The organism is Hymenobacter nivis (assembly GCF_003149515.1).
Taxonomy (GTDB): domain Bacteria; phylum Bacteroidota; class Bacteroidia; order Cytophagales; family Hymenobacteraceae; genus Hymenobacter; species Hymenobacter nivis.
The window spans coordinates 351,893-364,443 of record NZ_CP029145.1 but is presented as its reverse complement, the minus strand read 5'-3'; the positions used below and the strand labels follow the sequence as shown (position 1 = coordinate 364,443).

Annotated in this window: 13 protein-coding genes; 4 read left to right on the top strand and 9 right to left on the bottom strand. The window is 62.1% G+C overall.

All coding sequences use genetic code 11. The annotated features are described in order from the left end of the window. The first annotated feature begins 82 nt into the window (after positions 1–82). The gene (locus tag DDQ68_RS01475) at positions 83–841 is read left to right on the top strand and encodes a TIGR02757 family protein (protein ID WP_109652421.1); all 759 of its coding nucleotides are present in this window, start codon (positions 83–85) and stop codon (positions 839–841) included. Here the strand turns inward: DDQ68_RS01475 and DDQ68_RS01470 are convergent. Then, positions 812–1,234, bottom strand: coding sequence for a hypothetical protein (locus DDQ68_RS01470; RefSeq protein ID WP_109652419.1), 423 nt, complete (start codon positions 1,232–1,234; stop codon positions 812–814). The two genes, DDQ68_RS01475 and DDQ68_RS01470, sit on opposite strands and share 30 nt — an antisense overlap. Positions 1,235–1,618: 384 nt before the next feature. Between DDQ68_RS01470 and DDQ68_RS01465 the strand changes: the two genes are divergently transcribed. Both DDQ68_RS01465 and DDQ68_RS01460 read left to right on the top strand, forming a co-directional pair. Next, a complete protein-coding gene (locus DDQ68_RS01465; protein ID WP_109652416.1) occupies positions 1,619–4,060 on the top strand; it encodes an endonuclease MutS2 in 2,442 nt (813 codons plus the stop codon). Positions 4,061–4,084: 24 nt separating this feature from the next. Further along, positions 4,085–4,996 (top strand): hypothetical protein, encoded by a 912-nt coding sequence (locus tag DDQ68_RS01460; protein WP_162549717.1) that lies wholly within the window; start codon positions 4,085–4,087, stop codon positions 4,994–4,996. Positions 4,997–5,147: 151 nt separating this feature from the next. On the opposite strand, the gene murB is transcribed toward DDQ68_RS01460, so the two are convergent. The 6 genes from murB to DDQ68_RS01440 all read right to left on the bottom strand — a co-directional run bounded on the left by murB (position 5,148) and on the right by DDQ68_RS01440 (position 9,545). Then, positions 5,148–6,188 (bottom strand): UDP-N-acetylmuramate dehydrogenase, encoded by a 1,041-nt coding sequence (murB, locus tag DDQ68_RS01455; RefSeq protein WP_109652410.1) that lies wholly within the window; start codon positions 6,186–6,188, stop codon positions 5,148–5,150. A 36-nt stretch (positions 6,189–6,224) separates the two neighbouring features. Further along, positions 6,225–6,731 (bottom strand): hypothetical protein, encoded by a 507-nt coding sequence (locus DDQ68_RS01450; RefSeq protein WP_162549716.1) that lies wholly within the window; start codon positions 6,729–6,731, stop codon positions 6,225–6,227. Between the two features lie 142 nt (positions 6,732–6,873). Further along, positions 6,874–8,277 carry a sugar MFS transporter gene (locus DDQ68_RS01445; protein WP_109652404.1) on the bottom strand — a complete coding sequence of 468 codons (1,404 nt, stop codon included), beginning with the start codon at positions 8,275–8,277 and terminating at the stop codon, positions 6,874–6,876. A 46-nt stretch (positions 8,278–8,323) separates the two neighbouring features. Beyond that, positions 8,324–8,818 (bottom strand): hypothetical protein, encoded by a 495-nt coding sequence (locus DDQ68_RS22370; protein ID WP_162549715.1) that lies wholly within the window; start codon positions 8,816–8,818, stop codon positions 8,324–8,326. A gap of 12 nt (positions 8,819–8,830) precedes the next feature. Further along, complete coding sequence (locus tag DDQ68_RS25080) at positions 8,831–8,908, bottom strand: hypothetical protein (protein ID WP_498366112.1); 78 nt, start codon at positions 8,906–8,908, stop codon at positions 8,831–8,833. A gap of 46 nt (positions 8,909–8,954) precedes the next feature. Further along, on the bottom strand, positions 8,955–9,545 hold the full coding sequence (locus DDQ68_RS01440) for an ATPase (RefSeq protein WP_109652401.1): 591 nt from the start codon (positions 9,543–9,545) through the stop codon (positions 8,955–8,957). Positions 9,546–9,647: 102 nt separating this feature from the next. On the opposite strand from DDQ68_RS01440, the gene DDQ68_RS01435 reads away from it, so the two are divergent. Then, positions 9,648–10,838 (top strand): THUMP domain-containing class I SAM-dependent RNA methyltransferase, encoded by a 1,191-nt coding sequence (locus DDQ68_RS01435; protein WP_109652398.1) that lies wholly within the window; start codon positions 9,648–9,650, stop codon positions 10,836–10,838. 21 nt (positions 10,839–10,859) lie between these two features. On the opposite strand, the gene cobT is transcribed toward DDQ68_RS01435, so the two are convergent. Both cobT and DDQ68_RS01425 read right to left on the bottom strand, forming a co-directional pair. Next, positions 10,860–11,906: a nicotinate-nucleotide--dimethylbenzimidazole phosphoribosyltransferase gene (gene cobT / locus DDQ68_RS01430; protein ID WP_109652395.1), complete on the bottom strand. Its 1,047-nt coding sequence runs from the start codon at positions 11,904–11,906 to the stop codon at positions 10,860–10,862. Further along, positions 11,903–12,514: a cob(I)yrinic acid a,c-diamide adenosyltransferase gene (locus tag DDQ68_RS01425; protein ID WP_109652392.1), complete on the bottom strand. Its 612-nt coding sequence runs from the start codon at positions 12,512–12,514 to the stop codon at positions 11,903–11,905. The genes cobT and DDQ68_RS01425 overlap by 4 nt, the downstream gene beginning before the upstream one ends. Between the last annotated feature and the right edge of the window lie 37 nt (positions 12,515–12,551).

Sequence of the window (12,551 nt, the reverse complement as noted above, 5' to 3'; positions counted from 1 at the left end):
CCCCCGCCGAAAACGGCGCGGGGCCCCGGGCGGCGCGTCGTCTTTATTTCCACCGCCAACTTCTGCCCGCTGGGCCCCTCATGTGAAAAACCTGGCCCACTTGCGGCACCAGCTTGATGCCCAGTACGACCGCTACAACCGGCCGGAATTTATTAAAAACGACCCGATTCAGATTCCGCACCGCTTCACCCAGCGGCAGGACGTGGAAATCTCGGCTTTGTTTGCCGCATTACTGGCCTGGGGTCAGCGGCCCACCATCATCAACAAGTGCAACGAGCTGCTGCGCCGCATGGACGACGTGCCCTACCAGTTCGTTACCCAGCACCAGGACGAGGACCTGAAAAAGCTGCTTGGCTTCTGCCACCGCACGTTCTGCGACACTGATTTGCTGTATTTCGTGCATTTCCTGCGCGATTGGTACGGCCAGCACGACACGTTGGAGACGGCGTTTCTCGTCGGCGCCACCCAGCGCGAGCGGCTGATGAACTTCCACCACCGCTTCTTCAGCCTGCCCGATGCCCCGGCGCGCACCCGCAAGCACGTGGCCACGCCGGCCCGCAAGTCGGCCTGCAAGCGCGTGAATATGTACCTGCGCTGGCTGGTACGCCGCGACGACCGCGGCGTTGATTTTGGCCTCTGGACCCGCCTCTCGCCCGCCGACCTCATCATGCCCATCGACCTGCACGTGGAGCGCCAGGCCCGCCCCCTGGGCCTGCTCACCCGCAAGCTCGTGGACTGGGAAGCCGCCGAAGAACTCACCGCGAACCTGCGCGAGTTGGACCCGCTGGACCCGGTGAAGTACGATTTTGCGCTATTTGGGGCCGGTGTTGACCGGGGGTAGGGCCCCGGGCGGGCCGGCCACCACCCGCAGCAGGGCGTCTTCGGCGGCGCGGGTGAGGCAGTGGTAGCGGTAGCGGCCCCGGTACTCGCACGCGGTGAGGCCCAGGGTGGCCAGGCGCTCAGCCACGCGGGCGGCGGCCCGCGCCCCGATGCCACCGGCCGCCGCCAGCTCGGCGGTGGTGCGCTCGGGGTGCTGCATCAGGGCCCTCAGCATTTGGCCCAGGCAGCGCTGGCCGCGCGGGTCGCGCACGGCGTGGGCGGTGCGCAGCCACGCCGCCAGGCGGGCCTGCACGGCGGCCGGCTCCTGGCTGAAGGGTGGCGCGGGGGGCGGGTTATCGCGCTCGGCCACGCGGCGGGCAAAGGCGGTGGCCAGGGTTTCGGCAGTGTCGAACATAAAGGGAGGTTTGGTAGGCTAAAATAGGGTAATAGCTGGCAAAAATTGCCCGAGTATGGGCTGATTTAGATTAAATATCGGCTAATTTAAGTATAGTAAGGGTTAATAATATCCAAATATCGGCTGATTAGGTCTACATATTGACTAAATTAGCTCAAATTATGGCTAAATTACATAAATTGCTGGCTAAAATAGGTTAATACCTGGCTAAAATAGCCCGATTAAGGCCGGTAATGCCCGGCTGGTTGGCGCGCTGGGGCCTCCGGCGGGGGCGGGGGCAAGCAACACCGGCGGGGCCCCCGGATGTACCATTGCCTGGCCCCGCGAAATCTTTCGCCCCGCCCCGCGGTTTACCTTCGTAGCTATATACCAACGCCTGCTTACTTGCTACTCCCCCAAAATTTCGAAGCTAAAATTGGCTTTACCGCGCTGCGCCAGCGGCTCGAAGCCAACTGCTTATCGGCCCTGGGCCGCCAATACGTGGCCAAGCTGGAGTTCCAGACCAAGGCCGAACCGCTCCTGAAACTGCTGCAACAAACCAACGAGTTTGCCTTTCTGCTGCGGTCGGGGGCCGATTTTCCGGCCTCGCACTACTACGACCCGCAGGTACATTTCAAGCGAGCGGCCCTGCCGGGAGCCTTCCTCGACGTATCCGCGTTTTTTGAGGTGAAGATGAGCCTGCGCACCATCCGGCAAGCGCTGGTTTTCTTCACCCAGGCTCCCGCGGACCAGTACCCGACGCTGCGTCTGCTGGGCATTGGTGTGCAAGTGGACCGCAACCTGATGGCCGCACTGGACAAGGTGGTGGACGACGAGGGCCAGGTGCGCGACGACGCTTCGCCGCTGCTGCGCCAGCTGCGCCAGGAGCTGATTGTGCGCCAGGGCCAGCTGCGCCGCCAGCTGGCGGGCATCCTGCGCCACGCCATCACCGAGGGCTGGGTGCCGGCCGGGGCCGAGCCCACCATCCGGGGCGGGCGGCTGGTACTGCCGGTCACTGCCGAGCACAAGCGCCGGGTGAAGGGCCTGATCCACGACGAGTCGGCCACGGGCCAAACGGTGTACATCGAGCCGGCCGCCGTGTTCGAGTTGAACAACGACATCAAGGACCTCGAAAATGCCTACCAGCGCGAACTAGTGCGCATTCTGATGGCCCTCACCGACCAACTACGGCCCCACCTGCCCGACTTGCGTCGCGCTTACCAGTACCTGGGCCTGCTCGATTTCATCCGCGCCAAAGCCCGCCTCGCGGTGGAGCTGAATGGCCAACTGCCCCGCCTCGACCCTAAGCCGCTGCTGCGCTGGAAGCGTGTGCGCCACCCACTGCTCACGCTGGCTTACGCCGAGCACAAGCGCCTAACCGGCGAAGTTCGCGAGGTGGTACCGCTCGATTTGGAACTGAACTACGAGCAGCGGATGCTGGTGATTTCGGGGCCCAACGCCGGCGGTAAGTCGGTAACGTTGAAGACGGTGGGCCTGGTGCAGTACATGCTGCAACTGGGCCTGCTCATCCCGTGCGGCGACGAATCGGAGGCCGGCGTGTTCGAGGATATTTTCCTGGATATCGGCGACGAGCAGAGCCTGGAAAACGACCTTTCGACCTACTCTTCGCACCTGCTGGCCATGAAGCAGTTCCTGCTGCTGGCGGGTAAGAAAAGCATGGTGCTGATTGACGAATTCGGCACCGGCACCGAGCCCAGCCTGGGCGGGGCCATTGCCGAAGCCGTGCTGGAACAGTTCAGCCGGGCGCGCACGTTTGGGGTCATTACCACGCACTACACCAACCTCAAGAACTTTGCCGAGCGCACGCCGGGCTTCGTGAACGGGGCCATGCGCTACGACCCCGAGCGTTTGCAGCCGTTGTACCGCCTCGAAGTGGGCAAGCCGGGCTCAAGCTTCGCCATCGAAATTGCCCGCAAAATTGGCTTGCCCAAGGACCTGGTGGAGCGCGCCTCGCAGCTCGTGGGCAAGGATAAAATCCGCTACGACCAGCTCTTAGAGGGCCTAGAGCAGGAGAAGACCGAACTGGAACGCCACACCGCCGAAGCCGCCAAGCAGGAGCGCCGCCTCAAAAAAGCCGCCCAGGAATACGCCGACCTCAAGCAGCACATCGAAGACACGCGCCTCGAAACCCTGCGCGCGGCCAAGCAAGAAGCCAAGGCCCTGCTGCGCGACACCAACCAGCAGATTGAGGCCACGATTGGCGAAATCCGCCGGGGCCAGGCCGACAAGGAAATTAACAAGCTGGCCCGCGAAAAGCTGGATAATTTTGTACGGAAAGAGCTGCATATCGAGCCGCCCAAAGCCCGCGCCACCCGCGAGCTGGCCACCGCCGGCGGCCTCCAACCCGGCGACAAAGTAGCCCTGCTGGGCCAGGACGGCTACGGCGAGCTGGTGGGCGTGAAGGGCAAAACCGCCGAAGTGATGTTCGGGGGCCTCAAAACGCTGGTGAAGGTGAGCCAGCTCGAAAAGCTGGGCCGCGCCGAAATCCGCGACCGGGAGCAGGCCGCCAAGGCCAAAACCTCGCGCCTCAGCGGCGGGGGCCCCAGCGGCAACGGCATCAACATCACCGACCGCATGGCCGGCTTCAGTCCCACGCTGGACCTGCGCGGCGAGCGGGCCGAAGAAGCCCTCACCAAAACCATGAGCTTTGTGGACGACGCCGTGATGCTGGGGATGCCGGAAGTGAAATTCGTGCACGGCCGTGGCAACGGCGTGCTCCGCCAAGTGGTGCGCGACTACCTCCGCTCCGTCAAGGCCGTGGCCAGCGTGGCCGATGAGCACGCCGACCGCGGCGGCGACGGCGTGACGCTGGCCGTGCTCAAATAACAAAGCGACCGCCGCACGCTTGTAGTGGTCATCGCCGCCTTGGCACCCATCTGGAAGGACCAGGCATTGCCGGGGCCCCGGGGTTGCGCTATGGATAGATACTTACAAAGCTGGATCTCGCTCTACGATCACACCGAAACAAAATGGCATTCGCTCCAGGCCTCGAAGGCCACGAGCAATTTGGTAGTGCTGTTTTTTTTAATTGGGATTACCATCAGTGCCCTGTCCTACTACCACCTAATCTCCATTGTTGTCGGCCGTTTCTTTGCTATTGAGCTTGCCTTTAGTGTGCTATTAGTTGCCGAAATATTGAGCTTAGTCTTTACGCTCACGCATTCGGTGGCCGACTCAGTGGGGAAGCAGTTTGAGATAGTGTCGCTGATCTTGCTACGGGACTCGTTCAAGGAGCTGGGGCATTTGCCTCTGGAAACGGTTTGGAACGCCACCACTTTGCTAGACTTGCTGCCCGTGTTGGCAGATGCCCTCGGGGCCGTGGTCATTTTCCTGATTGCCGGCTTGTTCTATCGGGCCCAGAAGCACGTGAAGATTACGAGCAGCCCGCAGGAGCAGCTTAATTTCGTCATGCTAAAAAAGTTTATTGCGAGCATCCTGCTGATCATATTTTTATTTCTCGCCGGAGACGGATTAACCAACTTTTTCAGTGCTAATCACCTCCAAAGCCTATTTAATTTATACTATACCATTCTGATTTTTGCCGATATTTTCATTCTCATTATTTCGCTGCGGTATAGTAACCTATACATTCATTTATTCCGGTATTCTTCCTTCGCCCTAGCCACCGTGATTCTGCGCTTGTCGCTGTCAGCGCCCAAGTTTTATAACGTTTTGCTGAGCATTTCGGCCGGCGTTTTTGTGCTGTTGGTGGCCAACGTTTACAACGTGCTTAACAAGCACGAGCCTGCGGAACAAAAGTAAAGGTTTTGAAAAAATGACTGCGCAGGGCCCAGGCGTTGGCCGGAGCTATTTGGCCCCGGCCACTTACAAGGCTTGCTTCTGAGTTAAAAAAAAGAACGTCATGCAGCGCGCAGCGAAGCATGACGTTCTTTTCTTTAACTCAGAAGCAAGCCTACATAATGTTCACCTCTGGGTGTAGCTCGATGCCGAACTGGGCGCGCACCGACTGGATAATTTCCTCGGCTAGCAGGCGCAGCTCGTGGCCGGTAGCTTCGCCGTGGTTCACCAATACCAGGGCCTGGCGGTCGTGCACGCCGTGGGTGCCCGCGCCGGGGCCCCGGCGCAGGCCTTTCCAGCCGGCCTGCTCGATGAGCCAGCCGGCGGGCACCTTCACGCCGCCGGGTACGGGGTAGCCAGGGATGGCCGGGTGCTGCGTTTTCAGCTCGTCGAACTTGCGCTGCGAGACTTCGGGGTTCTTAAAGAACGAGCCTGCGTTGCCGATTTCGGCCGGGTCGGGCAGCTTGGAGCGGCGGATGTGCACCACGGCGCGGCTGATGTCGTGCATGGTGGGCTCGCCCTCGATGCCAAAGTCGGCCAGCGTATCCTGGATGGCCCCGTACCGCACGTTGGGGCGGGCCTGGCGGTGCAGGCGCAGCACCACGGCCGTGACCACAAACTGGTTTTTGAGCGGGCCCTTGAACACGCTTTCGCGGTAGCCAAACCCGCACTCGGCGGCCCCAAACGTGCGCAGGGCCCCGGTGGCCACCTCTACAGCTTCGAGCCGCTCGAAGGTATCGCGCAGCTCGGCCCCGTAGGCGCCGATGTTTTGCAGCGGCGCGGCGCCCACCGTGCCGGGGATGAGCGAGAGGTTTTCGAGGCCACCCAACTGCTGGTCCAGGGCGTACTCGACCAGGCCGTGCCAGCTTTCGCCGGCTCCGGCGCGCACCAGGGCCGTGGTGGCGTCGTCGGCGTTTTCGGAAAGGATTTCCAGGCCCCGAATCTCGTTTTTCAGCACCACGCCGGCAAAATCCTGCGTGAAGAGCAGGTTGGAGCCGCCGCCCAGAACGAGTTTTTCGGTGGCCTGCACCCGTGGCAGCGCCAGCAGGGCCCGCAGCTCGTCGGCGCTGCCGAAACGGGCGAAATAGCGAGCCCGCACGGCGAGGCCGAAGGTATTGTAGGGGCGGAGGGAGACGTTTTCTTCGAGGTGCGGCATGGGGCGGCAAAGGTAGCGCCGGGGCCGGCCGGGGCCCTACTCGGGCAGGGTGGCCGTCACGTTGAAGCGGGTATCGGCGCGGATGGTGGTGTTTTGGCGCAGAACCTGGGCCACGGTCACCGTCGTAAACAAGGTGTAGGAGTTGCCCCGTAGATACAGGTCAAGCTTGTTGCCGACCGGTTGCAGGATGATGGTGGTTTGGCCGGTGGGCACGGCATCGAGCTTGGCCAGCAGCGTTTTATTGGTGCCTGCCGCATCGGAGGCGATGGAAATGCTCACGCTTTTCAGGAAGTCGAAATTTTGGGTGGCCGGGCTGGTGGTGGTCAGCGTCAGCTGGTCGAGGGTTACGTCCTGCACGTAGTCCGACGAGGTTTTATTGTTGGTATAGGTGCTCGACGAGGTAGAGGAAACCGTGAGGCCCGGCAGCGCCACTACCGCGCCCGTAGCCGTGGCCGCCGCCGGCACCGTGAAGCTGCTGGCGTCGCTAACGGTAAAATGCAGTAGGTTGAGTAGCTTTTTGCAACTGCCTGCCCCGAGCGCCAAGGCCAGTAAAACGATAAAAAAGCAGGACAATTTAACTTTAATAAGCTGGGGTTTCATAATAAAAAGAAGTAGGGTTAAAGACAGCGCTAAGCTACAAGCGCCACCGCAAACCCACTACTGCCTGGGGCCCCATTCTTGCACTTTACCGCACCCGGTAGCCGCGCAGGGCGTAGAATAGCAAGTACACGTAGCATAGCGCTGGCACCACAAATGCCACCCGCAGTCCGCCGCCGTGCGTGGCCAGCCAACCCATGAGCGGCGGAATGAGGGCCCCGCCCACGATGGCCATGATGAGGTACGACGAGCCCTGCTTGGTGAAGGGCCCCAGCCCGGTGATGGCCAGCGGGAAAATCACTGGCCACATGATGGCGTTCATCAGCCCGCAGAGCACCACCAGCCAGAGGGCCGTTTCGCCGCTGCTCAGGATGCTGGCCGCCACCAGCGCCGCGCCGGCCGCGCACACTGTTACCAGCAGCGCCCGGTTGGGGAAGCGCAGCAGCAGCGGGATGCCCACCACCCGCCCCACCAGCGAGCCAAACCAGTACGACGAGACAAGCACCGCACCCACCGCCTTGGTGAAGCCGATGGACGTATCAATGGCCGCCGGTGCCTGCCCAAACAGGGCCCCCGCCCAGCCCGTGGCCGCGTTCAGGCCGCGCACCAGGCTCTGGGTGAAGCCGGACAGCTGCGCAATATTCTGGCTTTCGCCGTAGCGAATCAGCAGCGAGCCTAGTCCGACTTCCACGCCCACGTACACAAAAATGGCCCCAATGCCCAGCACCAGGTGCGGAAAAGCGAGGGCCGACGTGCGCCCGGCGGCTACGGGCCGCGCCTCCAGGGCCTCTTCTTCAGGAATGCTCTCGATGTCGGGCAGCTGCACGGCGAAGAAAAATACGCCCGCCAGCAGCACCAGAAACGCCGCCAGCCCCAGGTAGGGCCCCTTCACGAGCTGTGCCTCCTGGCCCAGGCGCTCGGCCAGGGGCAGGGCCGCCAGCTTGGCCTTCAGGGCCACCGAGCCGCCGAACAGCACCAGCCCGCCCACCAACGGCGAGAGGGCCCCGCCGAAGTTGTTGGCCACCCCCACCACGCTCACCCGGGCCGCCGCGCCGCGCGCGGGCCCCAGCACGCTCACGTAGGGGTTGGCCGCCACTTGCAGCAGCGTGATGCCCGCGCCCAGCACTCCCAGCGCCGTGAGGAACAGCCCGAACGTGCGCGAGTTGGCCGCCGGCACGAACAACAGGGCCCCGGCCGCCATCACGAGCAGGCCCACCACGATACCGCGCTGGTAGCCCAGCTTCTTCAGCACAAACCCGGCAGGCAGCGACATCAGAAAGTAGGCCCCGAAGAAGGCGAACTGCACGGCCGTAGACTGAAAATCGGTGAGCTGGCAGATGTCCTTGAGGTAAGGCATCAGCACGTCGTTGAAGTTGGTAACGGCCCCAAACAGGAAGAACAAGCTCGTCATGAGCACCATGGGCCCCGCGTAGGAGCGGGCCGGCACCGCGGTCGTCGAAGCCGCAGAAGCAGTAGTAACAGGAGTAGCCATACGGGGCGGAAGGTACAAAAAAGCCGGCCACGGGGGCCGGCTTTTCTTATATCCGAGGTACTTCAGATAAGTCAAGCGTTCTGTTTCCTTCGATAAGTTCTAGAACGTACCCATTCTTTTTGAATTCAATCAACATGCCAAGGCCATACCTGTAGTCGCCTTCAAGATTTGTGAAGTCCAAGACCTTATTTCTATCAACGCTTCTCTTCTGATGATTCCACCAACCCTTAAATTCGACAATTAAAACATTACCATCATTATTTCCTCTACTATGTAATATGAGGTCAGGTCTTGATCCGTTCGGTTTAGTTGGAGTACGCTTTGGATCATCCCCGTTCTTGCTGTATTCCATATCTAAATCCAGTCTGGAAAGCCATTCTGTATTCTTGATTTGAGAATGAAAATAGATTCCAAAACGAAATGCTAAAGACTGCTCTAATCCACGTCTGTTCATTAAAACAGCGTCTTGTAGATATAGTCTATCTAATGCCTCGCGAGTAATTAAGTCGAGTTCGCGAATTTGTTCTTGATTTAAATACATGATTTTCCACAGTTACGGTTTTAACCTGATAATATTCCCGTCACGCGCTACTACTACCACGCTATTCTTCTGCCGCTTAAATTCCAGCATCCGCGCGTAGGCTAGTTCCAGGCCGGCCATGATTTTGTCCCGAAGCTCAATCTGCTTTTCTGGATTCATATTGGTTTCTTAGTTGCTGATACAAACTGTCGTTACTAATGCGAAAGCCACTGGCCGAACTCTCAGCTAATAAAACCGGCTTACCACTCGAATTATCGAAAATAAACGCATCATCGACCAGTGTCAAGTAGTTGGAAAAAAGCTGACGTATGCCTTGCCAATACCGGCGCTCAATTACTTCGGGGGCAATACAATGGCCGCCTTCCGCTACCCGCGTAGCGACGCGCGCCTGAGCCAGTTCCAGGCTGCTCAGCCAAAAATACAACAGGGTAACGGTGTAGCCGTGTTGCTGGGCGACGCGGATTTTCTGCTGGTAAATTTTGGTGGCCAGCGTGGTTTCAACGGCGAAAGTTTCGCCCCGGGCAAATAGCTCGTCGATGCGGTGCAGCATGATGCGGCCCGCTTCGAAGGCTACTTTCTCGGGCTGGAAGGGCGAGAGGCCCCGGGCAATTTCGTCAGCGTTCACAAACTCGCGGCAATCCAGCACCTCCGGCAAAATGGTGAACGAGGCCGTGGTTTTGCCCGCGCCGTTGCAACCGGCGATGATGTAGAAATTCTTCTCGGGCATGGCGGCAAAATATGCGGGTCGAAAGGGGGCCCCGGGGGTCGCAAGATAGTCCTGGCTGCCGCCGTGCGCGCCGCCCGCCCGCCGTGCCCGACCTTTGCGGCCATGCACCTCACCGCCACCACCCAGTTCGGCCTGGAAGAATTGCTTGCCGACGAGCTGTACGCCCTCGGGGCCGACATCACCCACGTAGGCAGCCGCGCCGTCGAATTCATTGGCGACCAGCGCCTGCTCTACGAAACCGTGCTCTGGAGCCGCCTCTCCATGCGCCTGCTGTGCCCGCTGGCCGGCTTCTACGCCCCCGACGAGCGGGCCCTGTACCGCGAGGTGGGCCGCATCGACTGGAGCGAGTACATCGGTCCGGGCCAAACCTTCGCCATCACGGCTGTGGTCAATAAGTCCACGTTTGAACACTCGCTGTTCGTGGCCCAGTTGATGAAGGACGCCATCGTGGACCAGTTCCGCGACCGCACCGGCAGCCGCCCCGACGTGGACACGCGCCACCCCGACATCCGCCTGCACCTGCGCATGCTGGAGAACGAGGTGATCATCAGCCGTGACGCCGCTGGCGACTCGCTGCACCGCCGCGGCTACCGCCAGGCTACCAACGACGCGCCTTTGAACGAGGTGCTGGCCGCTGGCTTAGTGCTGCTCGCCGGCTGGGACGGTAAAAGGCCGCTCATCGACCCCATGTGCGGCTCGGCCACCATCCTCACCGAGGCCGGCCTCATCGCGCAGCGCATCGCACCGGGCCTGTTTCACCAGGGCAAGTTTGGGTTTGAGAACTGGGCCGATTTCGACGCCGACCTCTGGCAGCAGGTGCGCGCCGAAGCCGAAGCTCAGCGCCTGGAAGAGCCCCAAGCGTACCTGGCCGGCTCCGACATCGACCCGAAAGTGATTGACCAAGCCGCCCAGAACATCACCGCCGCCGGCCTCGAAGACTGCATCCGCCTGTCGGTGCGCGACGTGAAGGACGCCGCCGCGCCCGCCGCCGAGGGCCCCGGCCTCGTCGTCACGAACCCGCCCTACGGCGAGCGCATTGGGGAGGAGGCCGAGATGGCCACCTTCTACAAAACCATCGGCGACGCGCTGAAAACCAACTTCCAGGGCTACGAAGCCTACGTGCTGACCGGCAACCTGGACGCAGCGAAGACCATCGGCTTGAAAGCCACCCGGCGCATCCCGCTGTTCAACGGGCCGATCGATTGCCGCCTGCTGAAGTACGAGCTGTACCGAGGAAGCCGGCGGGCCCCGGCCTCGGGGAACCTCACCCCCTCACCGGGATCATACACCTAGCGCATTTGCAACCCAATCGGCTCACTTGCCGGAGTCGTTGCTCACGCCCGCGCTTTCGAACGAGGCCATGTCGTTCAGGAAATTGACGGCGGCCTGCACCAGCGGGTAGGCCAGGGCACAGCCCGTGCCCTCGCCCAGGCGCAGGCCCAGGCGCAGCAGCGGCTGGCCACCCAACTCGGCCAGCAGCAGGCGGTGCCCCTGCTCGTCCGATTCGTGGCAGAATACGCAGTACGACAGGATTTTCGGGGCCAGCCGCGCCGCCACCAGCAGCGCCGCCGAGGCAATGAAGCCGTCAATCAGCAGCAGCATCCGGTGCTCGGCGGCGCGCAGCAGGGCCCCGGCCATTTGGGCAATCTCGAAGCCGCCGAATGTGGCCAGCACGGCCAGCGGGTCAGCCGCGTCGAGGGCCGGGTGGGCCCCCACGGCTTGCGTGAGCACGGCCAATTTGCGGACCAGGCCGGCCGCGTCGAGGCCGGTGCCGCGGCCCACGCACTCGGCCAGCGGCCGGCCCGTAAGCAGGTGCATCAGTACGGCCGCAGATGACGTGTTGCCGATGCCCATCTCCCCCATTCCCAGCACATTGGTGCTGGCGGCGTGCAGCTCGTCGGCCAGGCGGGCGCCGCGGGCCAGGGCCTCGGCGCACTGGGCGGCGGTCATGGCGGGGCCCTGGGCGAAGTTTTGGGTGCCTTCGGCAATTTTCTCGTCGCGCACGGCGGGCAGATCGGCGAAGGAGCCGCGCACGCCGGCGTCCACAATGGTCAGGCCCAGGCCGTTCTGGCGGCAAAACACGTTGATGGCTGCCCCACCGCCGGCGAAGTTGCGCACCATCTGGTGCGTCACCTCGGGCGGGTACTGGCTCACACCGGCCGCAGCAATGCCGTGGTCGGCTGCAAACACCAGCACGTGCGGCTGGCGCAGCATCGGCGCCAGGGTTTGCTGCACCAGTGCTACCTGCCGGGCCAGGGCTTCGAGCTGGCCCAGGGCCCCCAGGGGCTTGGTTTTGGTATCGATTTTATGGGCAATGGCGACGGCCAGGGTCCCGTCGGGCGCGGTGATGTTCCAGTTCATCCGACGGCGGGCTCGGCGGGAGCCGTGGGCGCGGCGCTGCTGCCAAAGCGCTTGTAGAGAAACAACTGCCACTTCTCTTCGGCCACGCCGGCCTTGTCCATCTCGGCGCGGGCCAGGGTAAAAAACAGGTCCGACAGGCGGTTGATGTAGGCCGGGATGGCGGGGTGCACGGCGTCGGTGGCCATCAGGCTGACGAGGCGGCGTTCGCCGCGGCGCATTTGGGTGCGCACCACGTGGCAGAGGGCCGAGATTTCGTTGCCGCCCGGCAGCAGGAAGTAGTCGGAGGGCGAGGTCATAGCGCCTTCCAGCGCGTCAATCCACGCCTCGCACTCCTGGGCCCCTTCGGTGGGCAGCGGGTTGCTGTTGGCCTTTTTGGTATCAGAAGGCCGCGCTAGGTGCGACATCATGTCCATCAAATCCTTCTGGATTTTGTGCAGCGGCGGCTGCCATTCGTGCTCGGGGCCCAGCTTCACACGCAGCAGGCCCAGGGTCGAGTTGGCCTCGTCGAGGTCGCCCATGCACTCCACGCGCACATCGTCCTTCGGCACTCGCGAGCCACCGAAGAGGCCGGTCGTGCCGGCGTCACCTTTTTTAGTGTAGATTTTCATGAGGGTTAATTGAATGTAGCGTGTACTCCGCGAGTCC

Excerpts from the sequence above, each read along its gene's own strand:
- DDQ68_RS01470 (WP_109652419.1), bottom strand. The coding sequence starts at position 1,234 with ATGTTCGACACTGCCGAAACCCTGGCCACCGCCTTTGCCCGCCGCGTG.
- murB (WP_109652410.1), bottom strand. The coding sequence starts at position 6,188 with ATGCCGCACCTCGAAGAAAACGTCTCCCTCCGCCCCTACAATACCTTC.
- DDQ68_RS01445 (WP_109652404.1), bottom strand. The coding sequence starts at position 8,277 with ATGGCTACTCCTGTTACTACTGCTTCTGCGGCTTCGACGACCGCGGTG.
- DDQ68_RS22370 (WP_162549715.1), bottom strand. The coding sequence starts at position 8,818 with ATGTATTTAAATCAAGAACAAATTCGCGAACTCGACTTAATTACTCGC.
- DDQ68_RS25080 (WP_498366112.1), bottom strand. The coding sequence starts at position 8,908 with ATGCTGGAATTTAAGCGGCAGAAGAATAGCGTGGTAGTAGTAGCGCGT.
- DDQ68_RS01440 (WP_109652401.1), bottom strand. The coding sequence starts at position 9,545 with ATGCCCGAGAAGAATTTCTACATCATCGCCGGTTGCAACGGCGCGGGC.
- DDQ68_RS01435 (WP_109652398.1), top strand. The coding sequence starts at position 9,648 with ATGCACCTCACCGCCACCACCCAGTTCGGCCTGGAAGAATTGCTTGCC.
- cobT (WP_109652395.1), bottom strand. The coding sequence starts at position 11,906 with ATGAACTGGAACATCACCGCGCCCGACGGGACCCTGGCCGTCGCCATT.
- DDQ68_RS01425 (WP_109652392.1), bottom strand. The coding sequence starts at position 12,514 with ATGAAAATCTACACTAAAAAAGGTGACGCCGGCACGACCGGCCTCTTC.